Below are 24,780 nucleotides of genomic sequence, written 5' to 3'. Positions count from 1 at the left end.
TCCACCGCTATCGCAGCCTCGCCGGGGCTCGACAGCTCCCACATTTGATCTTCATTGCCTTGGCAGGTCGGTGCTGACTATGCCAATGACACTTTTGAAGTAAGCCGCTCCGGGCTCTTTCCTGATAATCGAGCGATCACTGACGAAATGCCGAGGCCCCGCCATGACGCGTTCATCTACCGAACAGGTCCCGCCGCAAACCCTGAGAAAAGTCATTGTCGCCGCCGGTATCGGCAATTTTGTCGAGTGGTTCGACTTCGCCGTGTATGGCTTTCTCGCCACCACCATCGCCCAACAGTTTTTCCCCAGCGGTGATGCCAGTGCGGCGCTGCTCAAGACATTCGCGGTGTTTGCCGTGGCCTTTGCCTTTCGGCCCCTGGGTGGGATTTTCTTCGGCATGCTGGGCGATCGCATTGGCCGCAAGCGCACCCTGGCGATGACGATTTTGTTGATGGCCGGGGCGACGACCTTGATCGGCCTGCTGCCCACCTATGCCGCGATTGGGGTCACGGCGCCGATCCTGCTGTCGCTGATCCGCTGCGCCCAGGGCTTTTCCGCCGGCGGTGAATACGCCGGGGCCTGCGCCTATCTGATGGAGCACGCGCCCAGCGACAAACGGGCGTGGTACGGCAGCTTTATCCCGGTGTCGACCTTTGCCGCCTTCGCCTCGGCGGCGGTGGTGGCCTATGCGCTGGAAGCCTCGCTGTCAGCCGAGGCCATGGGCAGTTGGGGCTGGCGCCTGCCGTTCCTGATCGCCGCGCCACTGGGCCTGGTGGGCCTGTACCTGCGCTGGCGGCTGGATGAAACCCCGGCGTTCCAGGCGGTAAAGCAAGAGCATGCCGTGGCCCACTCGCCGCTCAAGGAAACCCTGCGCAACCATGGCGCAGCGATCTGCTGCCTGGGCGCCTTTGTGTCGCTGACGGCGCTGTCGTTTTATATGTTCACCACCTACTTTGCCACGTACCTGCAAGTGGCCGGTGGCCTGAGCCGAGCGACAGCGCTGCTGGTGTCGCTGATTGCGCTGATCTTCGCCGCGGCGATATGCCCGGCAGCCGGCTGGTATTCCGACCGCGTCGGGCGGCGCGTCACGGTGATGACCGCCTGCGGGCTGTTGATGGTGGTGGTGTATCCGTCGTTCCTGATGGCCAGTTCCGGCTCGTTTGCCGCGTCCATCGTCGGCGTGATGCTGCTGGCGGTGGGGGCGGTGTTGTGTGGCGTGGTCACGGCCGCCCTGCTCTCGGAAACCTTTCCGACCCGCACGCGCTACACCGCCTCGGCGATCACCTACAACATGGCCTATACGATCTTCGGCGGCACTGCGCCACTGGTGGCAACGTGGCTGATCAGCACCACCGGCAGCAACCTGTCACCGGCGTTTTACCTGATTGCCGTGGCCTTGCTCGCACTGGCCGGTGGCCTGGCCCTGCCGGAAACCTCGCGCATTTCCCTGCACGAGGCCTGACAAACGACGAACCTTTCTTGCGCAAACACCGTCCGAGCTAGGGCACTGATGCTTTTCGCCCGCTCGGAGGTTTGTGTTTGAAAGCTGCCATCGTCAAAAAGTACCGGCTGATTATCAAGACCATGGGGTATGTAGGCTGGGCATTGTTCTGGCTGCTGCTCTGGGACATTGCGGTCACCGTGGACTTCATGCTGTTCCTCAACGCCAAGATCAACCTGCCGCTGATGCCCCTGACGCTACTCGGTTCGGCGCTGGTGGTGCTGATCAGTTTTCGCAACACCAGCGCCTACAACCGCTGGTGGGAAGCGCGCACGCTATGGGGCTCGATGGTCAACAATTCGCGCAGTTTTGCGCGGCAGGTGCTGACGTTGCTCGATGACCCCGACAGCGAGGTCAACCCGATCAAGTCGACCCTGCTGCGCCGCCACGTGGCCTATGTGAATTGCCTGGCCGCGCACCTGCGGGGTGAGCCGTGCCCGGAGGAAGTGCGGGCGTTTATTCCCATGGATGAGTTCGCGCGCAACGGTGCCACCAACAACTTTGCCAACGACATCCTCACCGGCTCTGCCGCCTTACTGGCCCGGGAGTACAAGGCCGGGCGCCTGGACAGCATTCGCCTGGCGCGGCTCGAATCCACCATGGTCGAGTTGTCCAACAGCCAGGGCGGCATGGAACGCATCGCCAATACACCACTGCCCTACCCGTATGTGTATTTTCCACGGCTGTTTATTTCGCTGTTCTGCCTGATCGTGCCGGTGGGGCTGGTGGAGTCCCTGGGCTGGTTCACCCCACTGGCCTCGACGGTGGTGGGGTTCATGCTGCTGGCCATCGAACGCATCGGCACCGACCTGCAAAGCCCGTTTCGCTCCAGCGAGCACCAGATCCAGACCGAAGCCATCTGCGAAACCATCGAGAAAAACCTGCAGTCGATGCAGCGTGATTCGCTGGATGAGGGGCGCAATAGCTGACGCCTCTTGCCACAGGGTATGTGGCTGCCATTAAAAAGCCTGCATGTTACGAGGATCAATGAGCAACGTGCGCAGACCCTGTAAGCAGGACCAGCGCCCAGGCGGCCAGGTACAGACCCACTCCAAACACCCCATGGGCCAGCGTGCTGCGCAACCGCGCAGTATTAGGCCTGGGGGTTCTGGACGCCGCGATGCCGGCCCCCATCGCCGGTTGCAAAACGAAGAACGGCGCGACCACTGACAGCACACCAAAGGCCAGGGCCGGCAGCAATGTCGGCTGTCGCGCCCATTCAAGCCCCACCATCAACAGCAGCAATGCCGCAAAGAACACCCCGATCAGGTAATGGGTGACCCAACCCAACAATCCCTCCCCCGGCACCGCTGATGATTGGGCGATCCCCGCATGCATCCAGCGCCCACGCGGCAGGTGGCCGACCCAGCGACCGACCATGGAAAAATCCAGGGACGGCACGCCAAGGCAACGCTTGAGCAACAATGCCCAAAGATCCATAACCAGGGTCGCACCGGCCCCGATAACCACCGAATACCCAACAAACTCAAGCATGCCGCGCTTCCTTCTGATCGTGGACGGTGAACGCAGCAGAGAGGCTTAGGCGTCACCCAGACAAACATTCAATTAATTGATTGAATGTTTGGCCGATGCTAGGATCTTTGCCATGAAACCGTCAAGCCCCCTATTCCCCGCCGATCACTTCACCGCCCTGGCAGACATCGCCCGGACCCTGGGCCATGCCCATCGTCTGGCGTTGCTTGAACACATTGCCCAGGAAGAACGCTCTGTCGAACAACTGGCGCAACTGTCCGGCGTGTCTGTCGCCAATGCCTCGCAGCATTTGCAGCAACTCAAGCGCGCGGGCATCGTGCAGACGCGTCGCGATGGCAAACGTGTGCTGTACAGCCTGGGGGCCGGGCCGGTGGCACCTTTGCTGGAAGCATTGCGGGGCTTCCTGGCGTTCCAGCATGCCGAGATACGCGAGGTCGCCCTCGACAGTCTTTCGCGACGTGACCGCCTGGAGGGCATCTCCATCGAGGAGCTGCTGATGCAGATGCAAAGCCAGAGCGTGGTGCTGCTGGATGTGCGCCCCGAAGATGAGTTCGCTTCAGGGCACTTGCCCGGTGCGCTCAACATCCCGGCGCAGGCCCTGCAACAGCGTTTGGCCGAGCTGCCCAAAGGCAAGCACGTGGTCGCCTACTGCCGCGGGCCTTATTGCGTACTGTCCACCGATGCCATCAACACCTTGCACGCCCATGGCTTACCCGCGCGCCGGCTGCGTGCCGGGTTTGACGACTGGAAAGCGGCCGGACTGAGTGTCGAACAACCCCCTGCAAGACTGGAAAAATGATCCGACTCCTGGAACCCAAAGACCTCGACTGCGTCCTGCAAATCTGGCTGGATGCCTCGCTCATCGCCCACGACTTTATCGACCCCGCCTTCTGGCAATCGCAGGTCGAGAACATGCGCAACCTGTATATCCCGGCCTCACAAACCTACGTCATGGAGCGCGATTCAAGGGTCGTGGGTTTCTACTCGCTGCTCGATAACCAGATGGCCGCGCTGTTTGTCGCCCCCGACTGCCAGGGCCAGGGCATCGGTAAACGCTTGATGGCTCACGCCAGGACGCAGCGCCCCGTGCTGACCCTGGCGGTGTATAAAAACAACACCGCCAGTTGCCAGTTCTACCTGTCGCAAGGGTTTGTAGTCACCCATGAACAGGTCGATGAACACAGCGGCCAAGTGGAATATTGGATGAGCAGTGGCGCCTGCGCGCCTCAGTAATCCATCATCACCACCATCACTTCAGCGTCCGCCTCGCTTTCCGCCAGGTAGATATGACCGATGCCGCTGTTGAAATAAGCGGTTTCGCGGCAGCCAATGCTGATGGACTCGCCCGTTTCGAATTGAATCCGCACCCGTCCGGACAGCACCACCGCAAACTCCTGGCCGGGATGGCGGATGTAGTCGTCGAACTGGGTCAGTTCACGGGCGAAGATGCGCGCGTACATCGGCGTCATGCGCCGCCCGGGGAAGTCCCCTGCCATCGGGTGGTAATCATAATTGCCCGTGCTGTAGCCCGCCGCGCTATCAATGGCGGTGCTGACCACTGTGGGCTGCAGCAGGTTCGCCAGCGCCTTCACCGGGCTGAATAACTGCGCAATATCCACACCCAGCGCACGCGCCGCTGCCGCCAGCTTTTCGTAGCTCACCGAGACCTGCGCCAACTCCATCTTCGACAGGGTCGACAGCGCCACGCCCGAACGCTCGGACAACTGCTTGAGCGTCAGCTTCTGGTCTTTGCGGATCCCCCGCAAACGCGCGCCGACCTGGCTGCGATCTATCAGCGGATGGTCCGGGGAACACGAAGCGGGCGCTGTCTGATCGGAACTCATGCGGGCTCTCTGTCGTACAAAAAACGGTGCGGGGATTAGGGCCGGAATATTAACCCACGACGAAGGCTTGACTGGAAAATTCTCATATTCTACATTTCTCTTATGTGAGAATTATCAAAAACGAGAAAACTTCATTCGCACACACAAGGGACGTCGGCATGCAGGACAGTGATTGTTTCGATTTCGCCATCATCGGCGGCGGCATTGCGGGCGCGTCACTGGCCTATCGCCTGGCCGGCGAAGCCAGTGTGGTGGTGCTCGAACGTGAGAGCCAGCCGGGGTATCACGCTACCGGGCGGTCTGCCGCCATGTTCATGGAAACCTACGGCACTGCGCAGATTCAAGCGCTGACCCGCGCCAGCCGGGCCTTCTACGAGCAACCACCGGCAGGCTTTACCGAGCACGCGCTGCTGGAGCCACGCGGCTGCCTGTATGTGGCCAGTCACGAGCAGCAGTCGTTACTGCAAAAAACCTTCGACAGTCATCAGGCAAACACGGCCAATGTTTCGCTGATTGATCGCGAACAGGCGCTGGCATTGGTGCCTTGCCTGCGTCCGGAAATCATCGCCGGCGCCATGCTTGAAACCGAGGCCCGCGACCTTGATGTGCATGCGCTGCATCAGGGTTTCCTGCGGGCCATGCGTCGTGCCGGGGGTGTCTTGCAGTGTGACGCGCAGTTGAGCACCGCCATCCGCCAGGGCCGGCATTGGCTGCTGACACTTACCGACGGCCGACAATTGCGGGCCCGCAACCTGGTCAACGCCGCTGGCGCCTGGGCCGATCAGGTGGCGCAACAATGCGGCGTAGCACCGATCGGCCTGCAACCCTGTCGGCGTACCGCCTTTACCTTCGACGGCCCCGAAGGCCTGGACTTTTCACGCTGGCCCGCCGTTATCGGCATCGATGAAAGCTTTTACTTCAAACCCGACGCCGGCCAACTGCTGGGCTCACCGGCCAACGCCGACCCGGTCCCGCCACAAGACGTGATGCCCGAAGAGCTGGATATCGCCACCGGGATTTATCACATCGAAGCCGTCACCTCCCTGAGCATTCGGCGGCCACGCCACAGCTGGGCCGGCCTGCGCTCGTTCGTGGCCGATGGCGATCTGGTGGTGGGCTGGGACGAGCGCTGTGAAGGCTTCTTCTGGCTCGCTGCCCAAGGCGGTTATGGCATTCAGTCGGCGGCCGGGGTCTCGCAACTGGCCTATGCCCTATTGCTCGATCAACCCTTGCCTGAGGCGCTGCGGCGCCAGGGCGTCGACCCCCAGCGCCTGGCTCCCGCCCGCTTGCGCTGATCATTCACTCTGCCGAGGTTCCCTGTCATGCCAGAAAGTCTCCAGCGTTATCCCAGCCACCTGCCCTACCCGTTTTCCAAAGCCATTCGGGTGGGCGATCTGTTGTACCTCTCCGGGCAAGTGCCCATGGACCCGAAAGGTGAAGTGGTACGCGGCGATATCCAGCTGCAAACCGAAGCCGTCATGAGCCGCATCGGTGAAACCCTCGCCGAATGCGGCGTGGGGTTTGACCAAGTGGTAAAGGCTACGGTGTGGCTGTCGGACATGCAGCACTTCGCCGGTTTCAACGAGGTGTATGCGCGCTACTTCAAACAAGGTTTCCCGGTGCGCTCCACCGTCGGGGCGCAACTGGCGCTGGGGGTCGATGTAGAAATCGAAGTCCAGGCCTGGGTGGGCCCGCCAACCCGCTGATACCTGGCGCAACGCGTTTCATTGAGGTGTTTCACAAGCCAGCTCGCACGCCCCTTAACAACAACAATTCAAGGGAAGTCGTCATGAAAGAAAGTCTGAAGATTGCCGGTGCATTTGTCGGTGTGATCGTCGGTGCGGGGTTCGCCTCGGGCCGGGAACTGTTGCTGATGTTCGTCGATTTCGGCGTGTGGGGATTACTCGGTGCGGTGCTCAGCGCCGTACTGTTCACCTTCCTCGGCATGGCGCTGGCGGGCATGGGAAGCCGCCTGCGCGCCACCTCCCATAAAGATGTGGTGTATGCACTGTGCGGGCGCCACCTGGGGGTGTTGGTCGACCTGATGATCACCTTTTTCATGTTTGCGGTCACCGTGGTCATGCTGGCGGGCGGCGGGGCATTGCTGGAACAACAGTTCGGCATCCCGGCCACACTGGGCAGCGTGGCGGTCACCCTGGTGGTGATCGTTATCGTGTGCCTGGACGTGCACAAGGTCATCGGCCTGATCGGCTCGGTCACGCCGTTTTTGATCCTCACAGCCGTCGGTGTAGCGCTCTACGGCGTTGCCACCCGTGGCCAGGGCTTCGCAGAGCTGGATCAACTGGCCAGCCGCCAGAGTGCCGGTGCCAGCCATTGGCTGCTCGGTGCATTGCTGTACGTGTCCTATAACATCGTGGCCGGCGTACCGATCCTGGCGATCATGGGCGGCGCGGCGAAAAGCGAAAAACAGGCGGTCTGGGGCGGGATTCTCGGCGGCGCCATATTAGGCCTGCTGATGCTGGTGATGAGCCTGGGACTGTTGTCGCGCCTGGACAGCGTGGCGGATCTGCCGATGCCAATGCTGTCCATCGCCAGCGAAGTCTCTCCGGCCCTCGGGCTGCTGATGGCGGTGATTATCTTCCTGATGATCCTCAACACCGCCGTCGGCACCTTGTACTCTTTCTCGGCCCGCCTGCTGCCACCCGGCACCCGCACATTCCGTATCGGTTCGGCCGCCTTCGCGGTGCTGGCCTTTGCCGGCAGTCTGATCGGTTTTATCAGCCTGGTCGGCCAGGTGTATCCGCTGTTTGGCTACCTGGGTTTCTTGCTGATCGCCGCCGTGTTGATTGGCTGGTTGCGCCTCGGGCGCCTTGCCGGGGCAACGGGCTAAACCCAAGGCTGGTGACTGGTCACGCAGTGAATGCCACCGCCGCCGGCCGCAATAGCGTCGATATCCAACTGCACCACCTTGCGTCCCGGATAGAGCCGGGACAACAGGTCGAACGCCTTGCGGTCGGCAGCTTTGTCGCCAAACTGCGGCGCGATCACGGCGCCATTGACCACGAAATAGTTGATGTAACCCGCCGCATAATCCGGGTTGTCACGGCTAAAGCGGTTGCTGCGTGGGTTGAGCGGCGGCGACACGGTGTGTACTTGCAATGGCCGGCCATCGGCATCGCTGGCCTGCTTGAGAATGTCCAAGTGGGCCAAGGTGACTTTGTGGTCGTAGGACTCAGGGTCGGTGTCCAGGTTGGCGATGACCACGCCCGGCGTGACAAAACGTGCGTAAAAGTCGACATGGGCGTCGGTAATGTCCTTGCCCTTGATGCCCGGCAACCAGATGATCTTGCGCAAGCCCAGCCGGGCTTTCAGTTCGGCCTCCACATCGGCCTTGCTCCAGCCAGGGTTGCGGTTGGTATTGATCCAGCTGCTTTCAGTCATGATCCCGGTGCCATGACCGTCCACTTCGATGGCACCGCCCTCGCCCACCCGTTCGCTGCGGATATAGGTTGCGCCTGCCAGCTCGGCAACGTGAGCTGCCAGTTCGGCATCGTCGGCGTGCTGCTGCTTGTTGCCCCAGCCGTTGAAGTTGAAGTCCACCGCGCCCAACTGGCCCTGGTCATCCACGACAAAGTTGGCGCTGGTGTCACGCATCCAGATGTCATCCAGTTCGGCGTGGACGAAAGTGATATTGCGGGTGCCGCATTTTTCCTCGGCCAGCTCGCGCTCCTCTTCGCGGCAGAACACCGTCACCGGCTCGTACTCGGCAATGGCCCGGGCGATACGGCCCAGGGCGTCCTGCACAGCGGGAGTGAAGTCTTCGTGAATCGCCTCCTGGGCGCCAAAAGCGATAAAGGCGCGCTGGTGTTTCTCGCCCTCATCGGGCATGAACCAGCGGCCCTGGAGCGCCGCCTGCACGGGCAAGCCCATGGACGCGACGGCGCCCAGGCTGGCCACCATCGCGGCCTGTTTGATGAATTGGCGACGTGTGCTCATGTGTACCTCTGTGTGAACCTTCATTGACCGATGGCCGTCTTGAATTTAGTCCAAACCCGCATGCGTGCACGCATGTCGGCCTGGGGAATGTCCTGCCCGGCCACCAGCCGCTTGAACGTGGCGTCGTCCGGGTAAATCTGTGGGTTGTTGCCCATGGCCGGCTCAACGCTGGCGCGGGCCTTGGCATTGGCCGTGGGGTAGCCGGTGAAATTACTGATGGCCGCCATGTTCTCTGGGCGCATAACAAAGTTGATGAACGCGTAGGCGTATTCCGGATGCCGCGCATCCACAGGAATGGCCATGGTGTCCATCCACACCGTCGTGCCCTCGCGAGGGATGTGGTACTGGAACTGGGCTTTTTTACCCGCCGCATCGGCCGCCCGTTGCGCCTGGGTCATGTCGCCGCTGTAGCCCAGGGACAGGCACAGGTTGCCATTGACCAGGTCGCTCACCGGCTGCGACTGGAACTTGCGGATAGAGGGCCGCAGCTTGAGTAGCAGTTCGCTGGCCGCCGTCAGGTCCTCGGGCTTGGCACTGCGCGGCTCGCGCCCCAGGTAGATGAGCACGACGGCCAGCACTTCATCCGGCGAGTCGATCAACGAGATACCGCAGTCGGCAAATTGGCGGGCCAGCTCTGGCTTGAACAACAGGTCCAGGCTGTTGACCGGCGCATTCGGCATGCGTTGTAGGATCTGCTCCGCGTTATAGGTCAGGCCAATCGTGCCCCAGGTGTAAGGCACAGTAGCCTGATTGGAGGCTCGATAATGACTGCGCAGCTGTTGCAGGCCCGGCTCGATATCATCCAGCGCCTCAAGCTTTGCCGGATCCAGCAGTTGCAGACTGCCGGCACGCATCAGGCGCTCGCCCACGGTGTCGCCGGGGAAGATCAGGTCGTAGCCACTGCCACCGGCCATCAACTTGGCCTCCAGGGTCTCGCTGCCATCCATCACGTCGTAGATCACCTGGATCCCGGTTTCGGCGGTGAAACGGGCCAGGGTGTCTTCGGCAAAATAGTCGGCCCAGTTGTACAGGCGCAGGATCTTTTCGTCGGCCTGTACCGTCGGGATGACGATGCTCAGGGCCAGGGTGCAGTGGATCAGCTTCATGTCATACCCCTTGGGTCTGCCAGCGTGGGTGCAGGTGGCGACCGTCCTGGGTCAGCAAGCCGCCATACATGTCCGGGCGGCGGTCACGGTAGATGCCCCAGGTCAGGCGCTCTTCGGCCATGGCCGCCAAGTCCAACTGCTGAACCAGCACACCGCTGCTGTCACGGTCGGCCTCGGCCAGCAGCGCGCCTTTGTGATTGCAGATAAACGACGAGCCGTAGAAGTCCATCTGCAAGCTCGCATCGGTGGTCGCCACTTCCCGGCCGACACGATTGGCCGCCACCACCGGCAGCAGATTCGCGGCAGCATGCCCGCGCATTGCCATCTGCCAATGGTCACGGGAATCCAGGCTGGCACAACCGGGCTCGGAACCGATAGCAGTGGGAAACAGCAACACCTCAGCCCCCAGCAACGCCAGGCAACGTGCGGTCTCGGGGAACCACTGGTCCCAGCAGATGCCCACGCCGAGGCGGCCGAACGCGGTGTCCCAGACCTTGAAGCCGGTGTCGCCGGGGCTGAAATATTCCTTCTCCTGATAGCCGATGGCATTGGGGATATGGGTCTTGCGATACACCCCCAGCAACTGACCGTCGGCATCGGCCACGCTCAATGAATTGAAGTAGGCATTGCCGGCCTTTTCGAACCAGCTCAACGGCAGCACCACTCCCAGTTCTTTGGCCAGCGCGGCGAAGCGCTTGAGCACCACGCTGTGGCGGTACTCCTCGGCCAGAGCCAAATGTTTGTGCTGTTGTTCGATGCAGAAATACGGCGTGGCGAACAGTTCTTGCAGCAGGATGACCTGGGCACCCTGGGCCGCCGCTTCACGCACCAGTCGCTCGGTTTGATCAAGGTTGTGCTGCAAGTCCCAGGTGCAGGGCATCTGGGTAGTGGCGATGCTCAACAGCGTCATGGCATCACCCCTGTACCGGCCAGGCCGGCTGTTGCTGGGTGATGCAATGCACACCGCCGCCGCCATGGGCCAGGTGATTGATGCGCACCGGCACCACCACACGATCTGGGAATGCCTGGGCCAGCACATCAGCCGCCACTTGATCCGCCGCGATGCCATAGGCCGGCATGATGATCGCGCCGTTGGCAATATAGAAGTTGGTGTAGGACGCGCAAAACACCTCGGCGTCGGCATCCACTGCCTCGCTGGCTTCATAGAGTTCGATCAACTCGAACCGGCGGCCCTGGGCATCGGTGGCCAACTCCAGGGCGCGGCGGTTTTCCCTGGCCACCTCGGCGTACACCGAGCCCTGATCATGGGTGGCGTCGACCAGCAACACGCCAGGTCGGGCAAAGGCACATACGCCATCGACATGGCCATCGGTCATGTCCCCGGTGACATACTGCGGATCCCCCGGCAGCCAGATGGTTTTTGTCACCCCCAGCCAGCGCGCAAAGATCGCCTCCATCTCGGCTTTGCTCATGCCCGGGTTGCGGTTGGGGTTGAGCAACACCGACTCGGTGGTGATCAGCGTGCCCTCACCGTCCACATGAATCGCCCCGCCTTCATTGCTCAACGGCGTGCCGAAACAAGGCAGGCCCAAATGGTTAAGGGTACGCCGGGCCAGGCCCTCATCCAGGTCGTGGGCCGACTTGCCGCCCCACGCGTTGAAACGCCAACTGACACCGGCCAGGCCCAGTTGCGGGTGGCCAATGAAACTGGGGCCGGAGTCGCGGCACCAACTGTCGTTGACCGCCAGCGCGATCAGTTCAATGTTGGGGCCGCACAGGGCTTGGGCACTGTCGAGTGCAGACGGGTCAACCACCAGTTTCACCGGCTCGAAGCGTGCGATGGCATTGGCGACCCGGGCAAAATCCTCCTGCACCTGGGCCAGGGTCACGCGCCACCCGGATTCCCAGAGCGCCTGGTTATGGGGCCAGACCATCCAGGTCGCGGCATGCCGGGCCCATTCCGCCGGCATCCACCAGCCGCTGTGTGGCATCTCGTTATGCAGCATGAAAACCCCCTTCTGAGTTAAGCCTTTGTGTTCACCAAAAACGGCGTACACGCTATGGGGATCCATGCTACGTTTGGCCAAACCGCCAAACAAACGATGGATTTTGCTGGAAAATGATTAGAAAAACTTATCAGCATGCTTAAGCACTGGCCGCCCCTGGGGGCACTGCGTGGCTTTGAAGCGGCCGCGCGGCTGGGCAGTTTTCATAAGGCTGCCAACGAACTGCACCTGACCCAATCGGCCATCAGCCAGCAGATCCGCAGCCTGGAAGCGTACCTGGAACAGCCGTTGTTCTTTCGCAATGGGCGCAGCGTCGCCCTGACCGATGCCGGCCATGATTTCCTCAGCACCACCCAGGCCCTGTTGCAGCAACTGTCGGTGGGCGTGCGTCGACTGGGGCAGTACCGCAAGGCCAATCAACTGGTGCTCAACACCACGCCCGCCTTTGCCCGCCACTGGTTACTGCCGCGCCTGGGGGATTTTCGCCGGCGCCATCCGGACGTGGACTTATGGCTGTTCAGCACCGATGAAGTGCCGGACATGGCCACCCAGACCATCGACCTTGCCGTGCGCGATGACATCAGCGCCCAGGCCGAGTGCAGCTTCAAAGTGCTGCATGCCGACCGCCTGTATCCCGCCGCCCATCCCAGCGTACTGACCCTGCCCCGCGAACAGCGCACGACCCTGCACGGCGAGCGGGAAATGGACTGGAGCCATTGGGCGGTGGAGGCCGGGATCGATGTCGGCCAGCAGGACCAGGGCCTGAATTTCTCCGACCCCGGCCTGTTGCTGGACGCGGCCTGCGGCGGCCTGGGCATCGCGCTGGTCAGCCAATTGCTGAGCCAGCACGCGCGGGACAATGGCCTGCTGCAACCTTTGGTCGAAGCGACCATTCGCGGCCCCAACTGGGCCTTGCTGACCCACCGTGACAGCGAAAACGACCCATTGGCGCGCAGCTTCAGCCAGTGGCTGATAGGCAACCTGACGCCTGGAGGCTCGGATGAGTGAGGGGCTGGAAGATATTCTGAGCGAACGGCTGGCGGTGATCTTTTGTGGGATCAACCCCGGCATGCTCGCCGCTGCCCAAGGCCATCACTTCGCCGGGCGCGGCAACCGCTTCTGGCGCACCCTGCACCTGGCCGGGTTTACCCCGCATCAAGTGCCCCCCGAGGAGGATCGGACGATCTTGCAGTACGGCTGCGGGCTGACCACGGTGGTAGAGCGGCCAACGGCGCGGGCGGATCAGTTATCGCTGGATGAGTTCAAGGCGGCGGCCGAAGGGTTTGAACACAAGATCCGCCGCAACGCCCCGCGCTATGTGGCGTTTCTGGGCAAGGCGGGGTATTGCGCGTTGTCGGGCCAGCGGGAGGTCGCCTGGGGACTTCAATCCGGGACACTGGGGGATGCTGCGGTGTGGGTACTGCCTAATCCCAGTGGCAGAAACCTCGCATTTACGCTGGACCAACTGGTGGATGCCTACCGTCAGTTGCGCCAGGCAATGGGTCGCAGATAACCAACATCTCTCACAAAAGGGGTCGCCTTGATAACGCCGCTTTACCTGAAAGAGGCCGGTGCAAAGTTCCCATAGACACACCTCAATATGTAACATTTTATGCCAAAAACGTTTTTAGCATAAATTCTCAAATAGTATCTGTTCTCATTTTAATAATTGAGAATAGTTCCCATGCGCGCCGACACCCCCCCTCCGCTCCCACAGCGTCACCTTCTGGCTTCTACCATCAGCGTTGCCATCGCCTCGTCTTCCGGCTTTGCTATCGCCGCCGAAGGCCAGAAGGCCTTGCAATTGGATAGCATCAAGATCGAAGCCGCGCGCAAAGACTCCAGGACCGAGCACTCGGCGTCGAGTAAATATGTGGCTCCGCTACTCGATACGCCGCAAACCATCACCGTGGTGTCGCCTAAAGTGATTCAGGAGCAACAGGCACTGAGCCTGCGCCAGGTGCTGTCCAACGTGTCCGGCATTACCTTCAATGCCGGTGAAGGGGGTGGCGGTTCTGGGGACAGCATTAACATCCGCGGCTTCTCTGCCAACAGCAACATCCAGATCGATGGCCTGCGCGACAGTGCGCAAACCAGCCGCACCGATACGTTCAACGTCGAACAAGTGGAAGTGATCAAAGGCCCCAACTCGGTATTCGGCGGTGCCGGCACCACAGGCGGCAGCATCAATATCATCAGTAAACAGCCTCAGGATCAGGCATTCACCCGCCTTGGCGGCAGTATCGGCACCGACAACTACTACCGTCTGACACTGGACACCAACCAGCCGCTTGAGGGTGTGGGCGACAACAGCGCGGTGCGCCTCAACCTGATGGGGCATCAGAACGATGTCGCCGGCCGTGAAGAGATCGATCGGGAACGCTGGGGGATCGCGCCGTCGCTGCGGTTGGGCTTCAACGAATCTACAAGCCTTACCCTCAGTGCATTTCACCAAGTCGATGACAATTTGCCGGACTACGGCGTCCCGGCGCTCGACGGCAAACGTTTGTCCGGCGTTGACCGCGATGCTTACTTCGGCTGGAAGAATCTCGACAAGGAGAAGCTCGAACAAAGCGCCTTCACCGCCAACTTTGAACATGACTTCAACGACAACCTGCGCCTGCAAAACCTCACACGCTACAGCCGTACTGACCGCGATACCATCGTGTCGGCCTCGCACGTCAACACCGGCGGCGTGCCAGCGGGCCGCTACCGCCCGGCTGGCCCACAAGCTTATGGACGTGATGCCATCACCGAAATGTGGATCAACCAAACCAACCTGATCAGCAACTTTCAACTTGCCGGAATGCGCCATGACCTGGTGACCGGTGTTGAAATCTCCCGTGAAACCCTGGACCTGAAAACCTACAACCACGGCCTCGGTACCTCTTTGTACCCCGGCAACGGTTATGACCTGGGCAACCCGCCTGGCCACTGGAGTGGCCCGGTCAACAAAACCACCAGCGGTTACACCGAAACCAAACTGACCGACAAAGCGTTGTACCTGTTCGACTCCATCGCCCTGCATGAGCAATGGGACCTCAACCTGGGCCTGCGTTACGACAAGATCGAAGGCCGGGCAAACGGATACACAGGCACCCACGTAAAAACCTCCAGCCTATCCTCCACCGACGAAAAACTGAGTGCCCGCACCGGCCTGGTGTACAAGCCGACCGAGAACGGGCGCTTCTATGTTGCCTGGGGCAACTCTTTCAACCCATCGGCAGAAAACCTGGCATCAAACGGCGGCGGCTTGAGTGCGGCGACCGAAAACCTGGCGCCGGAGAAAAATGAGACCTGGGAGCTGGGTACCAAATGGGAACTGTTGGACAAACGCGTGGAACTGGATGCCGCACTGTTTCGTGTCGAAAAAACCAACGCTCGCGAAACGATGTCTGACGGCTCCACCCAGTTGGCCGGCAAACAACGCGTGCAAGGCTTCGAACTCGGCGTGACCGGTCGCGTCACTGAACTGTGGGATGTGTTCGCCAACTACACCTTCCTCGACAGCGAAACCCTGGATGCCGCCAACACGCCAGCCGGTAATGATCGCAAAGGCCAAGCCCTGGGAAATACGCCACCGCACTCATTCAACCTGTGGACAACCTATGAACTGCCGGCTGGCTGGTCTGTCGGTTATGGTGCGCGGTATGCCAGCAAACGAAATGTGACCTCCAGCACCACCGCCAAGCTGGATGCCTTCTGGGTGCACAACGCGATGGTGGGTTATCAGGTCAACGACGATTTGGAGCTGCAGTTGAACGTCAATAACCTGTTCAACAAGGACTATGTCGAGCGAGTACGCCAGCAGAACGGCAACGCTGCACGCTCCTCCGCTATTGAATATGGCGATGCGCGCTCAGCGATTGTTTCGGCGACCTACTCGTTCTGATCAGAACCATTCATACCCCCGCTCACGCGGGGGCTCGGGCCAGGCACGCCGCCTACGCCCGCTCGGAAAGCGGAACACTGCTGGGCAGCAGGCTCAGGACATAAGCCACTCGTGATGCACTGCCCAGGTTCACGATGAAGGTGAACGGCGAGTCGGTGAATTCAAAAATCAGGTTGAAGGTGCCATAGGCGCTGCGCGTGTCCACCAGCAAAATATCGTGAAACATGCGCTGCTTTTGCCGAAAAACCCGATAAATCAACTGCTGACCATCAAGGCGAAACATCGGGTTAAGACTATTGGAAGCCACAGCCACCCAAGGAACACGCCTCAACCCGGTAAAAGTCGCCAACACTGGAATCGCCTTACCATCAAGACCCGTGCCAAGGGCGTAGGCAGGCGCTGCCGACTTGGGTTTTCGTAGCTTTTTAAACAGCCAGTACATGAACCAAAACGACAAGCCCTGGGCGATGATCACCATTGCGCCGAAAGCTAACTCTACCCAACTGAAACTCATGAATTTTTCCTTGGGCAGTCAGCACCGAAGGTATTGCGGTGATAGGCAATCCGTTGCGTACCCTGCCATGCACAGCCATAAAAAACACGAAACGTTTGACTTATCCTTTTCAATCAGTAAGATACGCCGCATTCCGCGATAGCTCAGTTGGTAGAGCAAATGACTGTTAATCATTGGGTCCCTGGTTCGAGTCCAGGTCGTGGAGCCATACAAGGTTCCAGAGAAGGCTTCTAAAATCTCTGAAACCCCCGAAAAACCCGCCTTATGGCGGGTTTTTTCGTTTTGGCGTTCCGTCGGACTCGGGTGAATTCTGGTGGATTCCAACTGTTTTAAGGGTAGAGTTTGGGGTAAAGGTCAATTCGATAAAAGGGAGTACCCTTATGTCGCGCACCACTGCTCCACTCTCCGATTCCGCTTGCCGTTCGGCCAAGCCCACAGACCGCGCCTACAAGCTTTTCGACGGCGACGGCCTTTACCTTCTAGTCCAACCCAATGGCCGCAAAGGCTGGCGGCTCAGATACGTCAAACCTGATGGACGCGAAGGACTGACCTCATTCGGTAACTACCCTGTCGTTGGCCTTGCCGATGTGCGCCGCAAGCGCTTGGAGGTCAAGCGAATGCTGGCGGATGGCATTGATCCCATAGGAGCCAAGAACCAAGCCAAGACGGAAGCCCTGATCAAAGGCCGCACCTTTGAAAGCGTTGCGCTGGACTGGCACACGGAAATGTCAGCCAAGTGGGCACCAGACTATTCCAAGACAGTGATGAGTCGCCTCAAAACCCACCTCTTCCCGCTGATCGGTGCCCGCGCCATTGTCGACCTAGACACCCACGACCTTATGCAGCCCTTGGAAGCGATCAAGAAGCGAGGAACGATAGACGTTGCTTTAAGGGTACAAAACTACCTGCAGAGCATCATGCGCAAGGCAAAGCGCCTCCGGCTTATCACCGTAAACCCTGCTTACGACCTCGAAGGCTCGATCAAAGCCCCGCGGGTCGTCCACCGCCCCGCTTTACCCTTATCGCGCTTGCCTGAATTGCAAGAACGGATCGACACCTATAACGGCCGCGCACTTACCCGGCTGACGGTCATGCTATCTCTGCATGTGTTTGTACGCTCCAGCGAACTGCGCTTCGCCCGCTGGAGCGAGTTCGACCTCAAGCGTGGCGCCTGGGAAATACCCGACACGCGGCCAGCGCTGGAAGGCGTACCCTTTTCCACAAGGGGTACGAAGATGGCAGGTGATATCCATCTTGTACCCTTATCGCCGCAAGCCGCAGCCCTGCTCGAACAGATCCATGTCCTCACAGGCAAATTTGACTTGGTCTTCGCAGGCGACACCAATTCTTGGAAACCGATGTCCGAAAACACTGTGAACAGCGCGCTTCGGAAGATGGGGTACGACACCAAAACAGAGATCTGCGGGCATGGCTTTCGTTCGATGGCCTGCAGCGCACTGATTGAGTCGGGCTTGTGGACGGATGCAGCCATCGAGCGGCAGATGAGCCACAAGGAACGCAACAACGTCCGAGCGGCCTACATCCACAAGGCCGAGTTCATCGAGGAGCGCAGGCTGATCATGAACTGGTGGAGTCGGTACCTTGAGGCTAATCAGCAGGAGCATGTCAGCCCACGCGAATTCGCCAATCAGACGGGTGCGAACGTCACTCGACTAAAAGCAAAACATGGCGCAACTGAGTAAGCGCTCGGTCTTCATATCTCGGTGATCCGCTTGTCCACGCGGGTCCCTCCAAGCAGGGCTGCAACGCCGCCCTGCTTGGAGGGACCTCACTTAAAAAATCTGAAAGCCCACGCAACCGTCTGCAGAAAACCACGGACTTCCAGAGGTGGATAATTTCATCCGCAGCCGCAGAGCTCTCGAAAATTCGAGCCTTGACCCTACCTATCCGCAGGCGTAGAAAAGATCGTGCAAGCGCTGTCGTTGACAGCAACCCAGGTAGCCAGAACCTTTAAGGCTACGCCACACCGTGGTGGTTCTCCCCCAAGTGCGATTAGCGTCCGGCAGCTCGCACGGTCACTACCCATGTGATGGATGCCTACTTCTTCGCTTTGCCTACCTGCGGAAAAACCCACCCTACCCAGCTGTCTTGCAGCAACCTATACGCTTGGCCATTTCACTGCGCCAACCTGCGCCCGTCTCTTTCCCCGGAAAGAGACGGGCGCTCTTACCGCTGCTGCAGCCCACCTCGTACAAGGCTTTGCGGCATTCCCCCTCGTGACAATCGGCGTGACAAACCGAAGTCACCAGCAACAGCGATGCAGATGATGGTGCCGCAGCCCACGGAATGGACTGCACCTGACTGACAGTCAGGCATGCCCCGGTCATCGCTTCACTGCCTTCACCCGACTCAGGATCTCGCGGCATTGGTCTCGTCAGCCAATGCGGCCTCCACCCGCCCACTTCTTCGGAAGTGTTCAGGAGGCCAGATCATGAGATGCCCAAGCTCCCGGTCGTAAGGAGTCGTCAGTCCCGCGTTAGTGGACACCCCTCACAGGTCGCAGGGGCCTTGATCCCTGATAACACTCAGCATTCTTGGCGGGATGACGTGAGGAAGGTTTTAAAAGTTTTGGCTTCGAGAGGAGTTCGATCATGGCATTGGTCGGTAGACGGGATGGGCGCAATTTTGGCTATGGCCGGCAATTGAGCTATGCCGGGCCGCAAGCGCTGAAAGATCTGTTTGGCGGAGGGCATTACGGGACGGTCATAGCGCACAGTGATCGCTGGCAGGCGTTTGTTCAGTGGTGTCGGTCGGAGGATGGACCAGGATTTAACGATGCGCGGAAGATTAATTGGCAGACCTTGCTGGACTACGCCGGACATCTGCGCCAACAAGTTGAACGAGGTGAGCTGGCCATCGCGACTGCGCAAAACCGGTTGTCCAGTGTAAATCGGACCATGGCCGCGCTTCGCGGTGATCAGTATGTGAAAGCGCCGAGCCCGAGTAAGGCGCTGGGACTGCAGCGCACCAGTGTTCGTCGCTCGATGCCGCAAGGCCAAGACCGCGAACACGTGAAGCGGGTCGTAGACGTGCTCACCGGACATCAGCAGTCGCGTGCGGCGGCCATCGCGCAGTTGGCACGCGCCTGCGCGAGGCGATCCTGGCTGACCTGCCACGCCTAAAACGCGAAGCTCAACACCAAGAACTGGCTGTGTAATGGACTGAAAAACAAAACCCCGGAGGTTGGCCCTGCCGGGGTTTTTATAGATGCCTGACATTGGATAAAGGTAAGAAAGCTCCCCCTAGTGCTGGCTATGAAAGGCCGAATCCGACTGCGTAAGACGATAAAGTCCAGACTTATTTCTGGCCAGCGGTGGCAAGGTAGTCGAGGCACGTGTCTACCGTTTCCACATCGGCAAACTTGGCGTCGATGTCAAACAGGTTCCAGGCCACGGCACCCGGTACACGGTCACCAATGCATTCTTTTACCGCGATGGTGCGGAACCCTTCCGCCAGGCCGTCGCACAATGTTGTCCGAACACAAGCCGAAGCGGTCACACCGGTGACCAGGATAGTGTCGACACCGGCCGAACGCAGATAGCCAGCCAGCGAGGTACCGCTGAAAGAGCTGGCGCGCTTTTTCAGCAGGACGAATTCGCCATCGATCGGCGCGATGCGCGAGTCGATGGCCCAGAGATTCTCATCACTCTGATTAACCACATCCACCGGGATCTTGTTGTGCCATTGGCCCATGTCGGTGTTGGGGTCATTGCGATCGGTATTCTGGTAGCAGGTGGTCACATGCACGATTGGAAACTTGTTGGCGCGGAACGCTTTCATCAGGCGCTGCACGCCAGGGATGATTTCGTCGTCGATTTTGTCACAGGTGAACGGGTTACCCGGACGGGTCCATGCGTTTGCCAGATCGACGTTGATCAGTGCCGGGCGTTTGCCAAAACCGATACGGCGCTGAAAGCCTCTCTCCTTGTACAGCTTGGTGGATTCTTCAAAAGCGCGCTCAAGCATGGCCATCAGTTCTTGCGACATAGTAAGTCTCTCCGCTGCTCTGGGAAAAGGTCGGCATCTAAGGTTTGCCTTGACCTGGGACTCACGATAATCTGCGGTATAAATTACATCCAATTCATTATCTGGCATTATTGATACCAATATGAGCATTAATGTCCGTTTCGATCTTAAGCAGATGAAAGCCTTCGTAGCGGTCGCGGAACACCTGCATTTCAAACGTGCGGCGGACGTGTTGTTCATCACTCAACCGGCGTTGAGCCGCCTGATCAAAGGGCTGGAAGAAGAGTTGGGCGCGGAGTTGTTCAAACGCACCACCCGGCAGGTAGCGCTGACAGAAGCGGGTCGTCTGTTCCTGCAGGAATGCAATCAGGCGTTCCGGCATATCGAGCGTGGTGTCGATTTAGCACGCAGCGCAGCGGCCGGTGACATTGGCCATCTGACAGTCGCCTACAACGATTTTGCAATCAATGGCGCTTTACCCGGCATTCTTGAGCGCTTCAAGGAGCTGCATCCGGACGTCACCGTAGAGTTGCTCTACATGCCGTCCCACGAGCAGTACAAAGCCATAAATGACTTACTGATCGACGTCGGTTTCCTGTTGGGCCCGGTGTCCGTGGCAGGGATTGACTCGCTGCCCGTGGCCGAAGAAAGAATGGTGGTCATTCTTCCTGCACGGCACCCGTTGGCCGGACACGCCAGCCTGCGGGTCGAACAACTCAAGGACGAGCGTTTTATTTTCGGTGCGCAAAGCGGCTGGAGCCTGTTCCGCGAACAGTCATTCCAACTGTGCCAGCGCTTTGGATTTACGCCGAACATCATCCAGGAAGCGACCACCAGCATCGGCATCTTTGGCCTGGTCGCCGCCAACATGGGAGTGTCCATTTACTCGGAATGCGCCTACAAGATCCAGCGCGAAGGCGTGATCATCGTCCCGTTGGCGAATGACCACCCGCGGGTGCAAACCATCGCAGCCTGGAACGAGGATTACGAAACCCCGACGGCACGACGGTTCAAGGCATTACTGCGAGACTTGACCGCCTAGGCGGCTGGACTTTGCGATGCCGGCACGCCGGTCTCAGTCGGGGTTGTTGACCGCCGTGCGGTGAAAGCTGTCGGTGTGCCGATCATAGTTCCAGTTCATTCCGACGCTGGTCGCCAGCAGTTCATCACTGTCGGGGCTGAGCAATTCGAGTTGCGGATAGCGCTTGACCACCCAGTACTTCATTAACACGGCGTAAGTCACCAAGCCGCCGATAAAGCCAGTCACAAACGCCCAATCCCCGGAAAAAAACGCCAATGCGCTGGAAATGCTCCATGCCAGCAACCCTGCCGGATTGAAGCCGCGCCAGTAGAAAAACTGCCCCTGCACTTCATAGAGTGCAGGAACGTTCAGGCGCCTGCGTCTCAGCAAATAGTAGTCAGCGATCATGATGCCACCGATCGCCGACAGAAATGATCCATAGGAAAACAGGAAGGCAAACAGATTATCTAGGATGGCCCAAGGCATGGACAGCGTGCCAATGATGCCGGCGATCACCACGGCCACGGGGTATTTTACATACGGCGCGCCCGCGTTGACGAAGGTCAGTGCCGCCGGAATCAGATTGGCCGCCGTGTTGGTTGACCACTGTGCCAAAACGACCAGCAGCATCAGTACGATCAGACTGATACCCGTGCTTTGCGCCTGGATAACATTGATCGGGTTCCAGTCGCCAGCCGCGATGAACGATACCGCGCCGATCAGGGCAATCCAGGTCTGGGTCAATGGCAACGCGAGCAACTGGGCGAGCAGCACATGTTTATTGCGCTTGAAAAAACGCCGGGAATCCAGGGGTGTCTTGAGATAGCGCGTGATGTTCGGAATATCGATGGCCAGGGTTGACCAGAACGCCACGTTAGCCAGAAACAGCGTGGTCAATGTCAGTTGCCTGTCACCGACAAAGGTCCAGATATTCAAACCCTTGGTGGACGCGAGTACATCAAGGGTCAGGTACATCCATACCGAGATGGCGATGATCGCAGGCGCCGCAATCGAGGAAAGAAACTCCACTGCCTTGATACCCATCGCCGTGTTGATGATCTGCACCGTGGCAAAGATCACATACCAGAGAGGCCAATTGTCGAACCCCGTCAGGTATTCGATGATGCCGCTCAAGGCCAGCGCGCCGAGATAGGTCTGGATCCCGAACCAGATCGCCGCAATCACCCCTCTAAACAGCGAAGGGATATGCGTGCCATAGATGCCGAAGGGTGCGCGCAGGTAAACCGCAAAGGACAGGCCATGCTCGGTGCCGATATCTGCCGTCAGCGTCATGAGCAAGGCCAGCATGAAGTTGGCCAGCAGAATGACCAGCACCACCTGGATCAGCGAGAGGCCGGAAACTCCAGTGGCGCCTAACTGAAAGGTCGCGATCATGAATGCGATGCCGATCCATATCCAGGTAAACCCCAGCGTTCCGATCGAGCGTTGTTGCCGTTTGATCGGCAGAATCGCCGGCTCCAACAGATTTTTGCGGGACACAGCAGCATGGCTGATCGGTGATGCCAAACCAGCCGCGGTTTCAGTTGCATTGGCGGTCATTGAAACTACCTCTCCGTGAGTTCTAGGCGCACAGCGGTGCTGGCCTCGTCGAAAGAGGCCAGGCCGTGCAGGGGGTCTTCAGGGAAAACAGCGCTGGGTCAGTTCGACCTCGCCCGGGCCAACCGGTTACCGGGCGAGTCGGGCTCTAGCGCCTCAAGCCGTGCGAGCCATCAGCTGTGCGCGTCGCTGTAGCGTGGCGTCGAGATCCAGTTGCACGTGCTGGTCGAGCACCACTCCGTAGACTTCATAGGCCTGTTCCAAGCTGCAGAAGTCGTCCAGCACGTCTTCCACCACTTGGTGTGCGCTGCGCTCGAGCGGGTTGCCATAGCCGCCGCCGCAGGGCGAGTAGTACGCCATGACGTCACCCGCCCGTGAGGTATGGCCGGAAAATTTCGAGGGCATCGAGACAATGTGGTCCGGGGTCGCGACATTATAAATTTCGGTCTTCCCGACCACCCCATCGCAGCCGCCAAAAATCCCCCAGGGCACGTCGAAATGGCGTTCGCTTTCGTGGGTGATAAAGCCGTCGGTCAGCACCCGCTGAGCTTTCACCACGCCGATGCCACCACGGTATTTACCGGCGCCGGGCATGACGTCATCGCGCAACTCGTAGCGGTCGCAGATCATCGGCAAGTGCATACCCAAGTCTTCAATCGGATTGTTGCGCGTGTTGGCCATCAGGTTGTCGATGGCATCCGGGCCATCGGATTTCGGCCGCCCCCCATAAGCCCCTTCGTTAACCTCCAGAAACACCCAGTAATCGCCTCCGGGCTTGATACCGGAGTACGCGGCAAACGATATCGACGCCGAACTGCCCGCGATAATTCGTTCTGGCAGTACCGGTGCCAATGCCTTGATGATCAGGTCGATCATGCGGTTGCACTGGGTAAAACGCGCCTCTGCCGCCGCCGGAAAAATCGGGTTGAATATGCTGCCTAGCGGTGCGACGACGCTAATCGGGCGGAATGAACCTTCGTTAGACGGAACCGGACTTTGCGTCGTGTAGGCATCAAGCAGAATCTTGCGAAACGCGGCAAACGCCGCCACTTTGCACGAGCCTTCGAACGGTACGTTGTAGGCGGTCAGCGTCTGCGGCGCCGAGCCCGTCAGGTCAACGATGACCGAGTCGCCTTGCACCTTGACCGTCACCACCACTGGCAAGCGTTGATCACGATGGCGACCGTCGTCATCGAGAAAACCCTCGGCGCGATATTCGCCGTCCGGAATCTCCTGGATCTTCTGACGCATGATCGTTTCGGAGTAATCAATCAACTGGTTGATCGCGTCAAAGCTGAAATCCTTGCCATAACGCTGGAGCAATTCCTTGAACCGTTTTACCCCCAGTTGCGCCGACGCGACCTGGGCTTCGATATCACGAATCAACTGCGTGGAGGCGCGGCTGTTGTACTTGAACATCTGCACCAGCGCTTCGTTGCGAACGCCCTTCTCGTACAGTTTCAGGCCCGCCATCAGCATGCCCTCGGCGTAGACATCGCCGACATCGATGATCAGGCCCGGCGTCGCTGCGCCAATATCGATGTGGTGCGCGGTATTACCGGAAAAGCCCACCAGTTCACCGTCATGGAAGATCGGAATGATGATGGCCAGGTCAGGGCTGTGGCTGGAGCCGTGATAGGGATGGTTGTGCACGACCACATCGCCTTCATGCCAGGCGCTGCCCTGCAGCGTGGCTTCGATACCGCGCAAGTACGCGGGGATCGAGCCGATGTGCATCGGCGTCGACTCGGATTCGCAGATGGTCTGGTAACGGGTATCGAACAAACCAGCCCCCATGTCCTGGGACTCGCGAATGATCGATGAAAAGGACATGCGGTACAGCACGTGACCCATCTCTTCGGCGATGGTTTTCAACGCACCATTGATAACTTGCAGGGTAATGGGGTCAACCTTTTGCTGGCTCATGGCTTGCTCCTCAA

At 59.6% G+C, this 24,780-nt stretch carries 22 protein-coding genes, 1 tRNA gene and 1 pseudogene; 14 read left to right on the top strand and 10 right to left on the bottom strand.

All coding sequences use genetic code 11. The features are described from left to right. Positions 1-163 precede the first annotated feature (163 nt). Both KL786_RS25475 and KL786_RS25470 read left to right on the top strand, forming a co-directional pair. Positions 164-1,462, top strand: a complete 1,299-nt coding sequence (locus KL786_RS25475) for an MFS transporter (protein ID WP_154842026.1) — start codon at positions 164-166, stop codon at positions 1,460-1,462. 77 nt (positions 1,463-1,539) lie between these two features. After that, positions 1,540-2,430, top strand: a complete 891-nt coding sequence (locus tag KL786_RS25470; protein WP_215519388.1) for a bestrophin family protein — start codon at positions 1,540-1,542, stop codon at positions 2,428-2,430. Between the two features lie 55 nt (positions 2,431-2,485). On the opposite strand, the gene KL786_RS25465 is transcribed toward KL786_RS25470, so the two are convergent. Then, entirely contained in the window at positions 2,486-2,995 is a 510-nt protein-coding gene (locus KL786_RS25465; RefSeq protein WP_215519387.1) for a DUF2938 domain-containing protein, read from the bottom strand. Between the two features lie 112 nt (positions 2,996-3,107). Here KL786_RS25465 and KL786_RS25460 point away from each other — a divergent pair, with 112 nt between their 5' ends. Continuing rightward, positions 3,108-3,794 carry an ArsR/SmtB family transcription factor gene (locus KL786_RS25460; RefSeq protein ID WP_215519386.1) on the top strand — a complete coding sequence of 229 codons (687 nt, stop codon included), beginning with the start codon at positions 3,108-3,110 and terminating at the stop codon, positions 3,792-3,794. Next, a complete protein-coding gene (locus tag KL786_RS25455) occupies positions 3,791-4,228 on the top strand; it encodes an N-acetyltransferase (RefSeq protein WP_215519385.1) in 438 nt (145 codons plus the stop codon). Before KL786_RS25460 ends, KL786_RS25455 begins: the two co-directional genes overlap by 4 nt. Here the strand turns inward: KL786_RS25455 and KL786_RS25450 are convergent. After that, the gene (locus KL786_RS25450; RefSeq protein WP_215519384.1) at positions 4,222-4,839 is read right to left on the bottom strand and encodes a helix-turn-helix domain-containing protein; all 618 of its coding nucleotides are present in this window, start codon (positions 4,837-4,839) and stop codon (positions 4,222-4,224) included. The two genes, KL786_RS25455 and KL786_RS25450, sit on opposite strands and share 7 nt — an antisense overlap. Before the next feature lie 158 nt (positions 4,840-4,997). Between KL786_RS25450 and KL786_RS25445 the strand changes: the two genes are divergently transcribed. The 3 genes from KL786_RS25445 (at position 4,998) to KL786_RS25435 (ending at position 7,690) form a co-directional block, all read left to right on the top strand. Then, the gene (locus KL786_RS25445; RefSeq protein WP_215519383.1) at positions 4,998-6,134 is read left to right on the top strand and encodes an NAD(P)/FAD-dependent oxidoreductase; all 1,137 of its coding nucleotides are present in this window, start codon (positions 4,998-5,000) and stop codon (positions 6,132-6,134) included. Positions 6,135-6,161: 27 nt separating this feature from the next. Continuing rightward, the gene (locus tag KL786_RS25440) at positions 6,162-6,545 is read left to right on the top strand and encodes a RidA family protein (RefSeq protein ID WP_215519382.1); all 384 of its coding nucleotides are present in this window, start codon (positions 6,162-6,164) and stop codon (positions 6,543-6,545) included. A gap of 83 nt (positions 6,546-6,628) precedes the next feature. Beyond that, the gene (locus tag KL786_RS25435) at positions 6,629-7,690 is read left to right on the top strand and encodes a YkvI family membrane protein (protein WP_215519381.1); all 1,062 of its coding nucleotides are present in this window, start codon (positions 6,629-6,631) and stop codon (positions 7,688-7,690) included. On the opposite strand, the gene KL786_RS25430 is transcribed toward KL786_RS25435, so the two are convergent. The 4 genes from KL786_RS25430 to KL786_RS25415 are packed head-to-tail and all read right to left on the bottom strand — an operon-like array spanning position 7,687 to position 11,869. After that, positions 7,687-8,796, bottom strand: a complete 1,110-nt coding sequence (locus tag KL786_RS25430) for an agmatine deiminase family protein (RefSeq protein ID WP_215519380.1) — start codon at positions 8,794-8,796, stop codon at positions 7,687-7,689. The genes KL786_RS25435 and KL786_RS25430 overlap by 4 nt on opposite strands. A 20-nt stretch (positions 8,797-8,816) precedes the next feature. Next, complete coding sequence (locus tag KL786_RS25425) at positions 8,817-9,902, bottom strand: extracellular solute-binding protein (RefSeq protein ID WP_215519379.1); 1,086 nt, start codon at positions 9,900-9,902, stop codon at positions 8,817-8,819. Position 9,903: 1 nt separating this feature from the next. Next, complete coding sequence (aguB, locus tag KL786_RS25420; protein WP_215519378.1) at positions 9,904-10,812, bottom strand: N-carbamoylputrescine amidase; 909 nt, start codon at positions 10,810-10,812, stop codon at positions 9,904-9,906. Positions 10,813-10,816: 4 nt separating this feature from the next. After that, positions 10,817-11,869 (bottom strand): agmatine deiminase family protein, encoded by a 1,053-nt coding sequence (locus KL786_RS25415; RefSeq protein WP_215519377.1) that lies wholly within the window; start codon positions 11,867-11,869, stop codon positions 10,817-10,819. 135 nt (positions 11,870-12,004) lie between these two features. Between KL786_RS25415 and KL786_RS25410 the strand changes: the two genes are divergently transcribed. The 3 genes from KL786_RS25410 (at position 12,005) to KL786_RS25400 (ending at position 15,761) form a co-directional block, all read left to right on the top strand. Next, a complete protein-coding gene (locus KL786_RS25410) occupies positions 12,005-12,877 on the top strand; it encodes a LysR substrate-binding domain-containing protein (protein ID WP_032859362.1) in 873 nt (290 codons plus the stop codon). Beyond that, a complete protein-coding gene (gene mug / locus KL786_RS25405; RefSeq protein ID WP_215519376.1) occupies positions 12,870-13,382 on the top strand; it encodes a G/U mismatch-specific DNA glycosylase in 513 nt (170 codons plus the stop codon). The genes KL786_RS25410 and mug overlap by 8 nt, the downstream gene beginning before the upstream one ends. A gap of 171 nt (positions 13,383-13,553) precedes the next feature. After that, the gene (locus KL786_RS25400; protein ID WP_215519375.1) at positions 13,554-15,761 is read left to right on the top strand and encodes a TonB-dependent receptor; all 2,208 of its coding nucleotides are present in this window, start codon (positions 13,554-13,556) and stop codon (positions 15,759-15,761) included. Positions 15,762-15,813: 52 nt separating this feature from the next. On the opposite strand, the gene KL786_RS25395 is transcribed toward KL786_RS25400, so the two are convergent. Next, the gene (locus KL786_RS25395; protein ID WP_215519374.1) at positions 15,814-16,275 is read right to left on the bottom strand and encodes a hypothetical protein; all 462 of its coding nucleotides are present in this window, start codon (positions 16,273-16,275) and stop codon (positions 15,814-15,816) included. Between the two features lie 132 nt (positions 16,276-16,407). Here KL786_RS25395 and KL786_RS25390 point away from each other — a divergent pair. The 3 genes and pseudogenes from KL786_RS25390 to KL786_RS25380 all read left to right on the top strand — a co-directional run. Then, positions 16,408-16,483 (top strand) — tRNA-Asn (locus KL786_RS25390). A 172-nt stretch (positions 16,484-16,655) separates the two neighbouring features. Continuing rightward, a complete protein-coding gene (locus KL786_RS25385) occupies positions 16,656-17,978 on the top strand; it encodes a tyrosine-type recombinase/integrase (RefSeq protein ID WP_032903730.1) in 1,323 nt (440 codons plus the stop codon). Positions 17,979-18,887: 909 nt separating this feature from the next. Beyond that, positions 18,888-19,432, top strand: a pseudogene (locus KL786_RS25380) (integrase domain-containing protein); the annotation flags it as partial. Positions 19,433-19,593: 161 nt separating this feature from the next. On the opposite strand, the gene KL786_RS25375 reads toward KL786_RS25380, so the two are convergent. After that, positions 19,594-20,283, bottom strand: coding sequence for an isochorismatase family protein (locus KL786_RS25375; RefSeq protein ID WP_032903729.1), 690 nt, complete (start codon positions 20,281-20,283; stop codon positions 19,594-19,596). A 121-nt stretch (positions 20,284-20,404) separates the two neighbouring features. Here KL786_RS25375 and KL786_RS25370 point away from each other — a divergent pair, with 121 nt between their 5' ends. After that, the gene (locus KL786_RS25370) at positions 20,405-21,304 is read left to right on the top strand and encodes a LysR family transcriptional regulator (RefSeq protein WP_032903728.1); all 900 of its coding nucleotides are present in this window, start codon (positions 20,405-20,407) and stop codon (positions 21,302-21,304) included. A 33-nt stretch (positions 21,305-21,337) separates the two neighbouring features. Here KL786_RS25370 and KL786_RS25365 read toward each other — a convergent pair whose 3' ends face one another. Together KL786_RS25365 and KL786_RS25360 are read right to left on the bottom strand one after the other, a co-directional pair. Continuing rightward, positions 21,338-22,843 (bottom strand): NCS1 family transporter, encoded by a 1,506-nt coding sequence (locus tag KL786_RS25365; protein WP_032903727.1) that lies wholly within the window; start codon positions 22,841-22,843, stop codon positions 21,338-21,340. 153 nt (positions 22,844-22,996) lie between these two features. Further along, the gene (locus tag KL786_RS25360; RefSeq protein WP_032903726.1) at positions 22,997-24,766 is read right to left on the bottom strand and encodes a hydantoinase B/oxoprolinase family protein; all 1,770 of its coding nucleotides are present in this window, start codon (positions 24,764-24,766) and stop codon (positions 22,997-22,999) included. Positions 24,767-24,780: the final 14 nt, after the last annotated feature.

This window comes from Pseudomonas sp. TAE6080 (assembly GCF_018732265.1).
GTDB classification, from domain to species: domain Bacteria; phylum Pseudomonadota; class Gammaproteobacteria; order Pseudomonadales; family Pseudomonadaceae; genus Aquipseudomonas; species Aquipseudomonas brenneri.
This window is presented reverse-complemented; position numbering and strand designations above follow the sequence as displayed.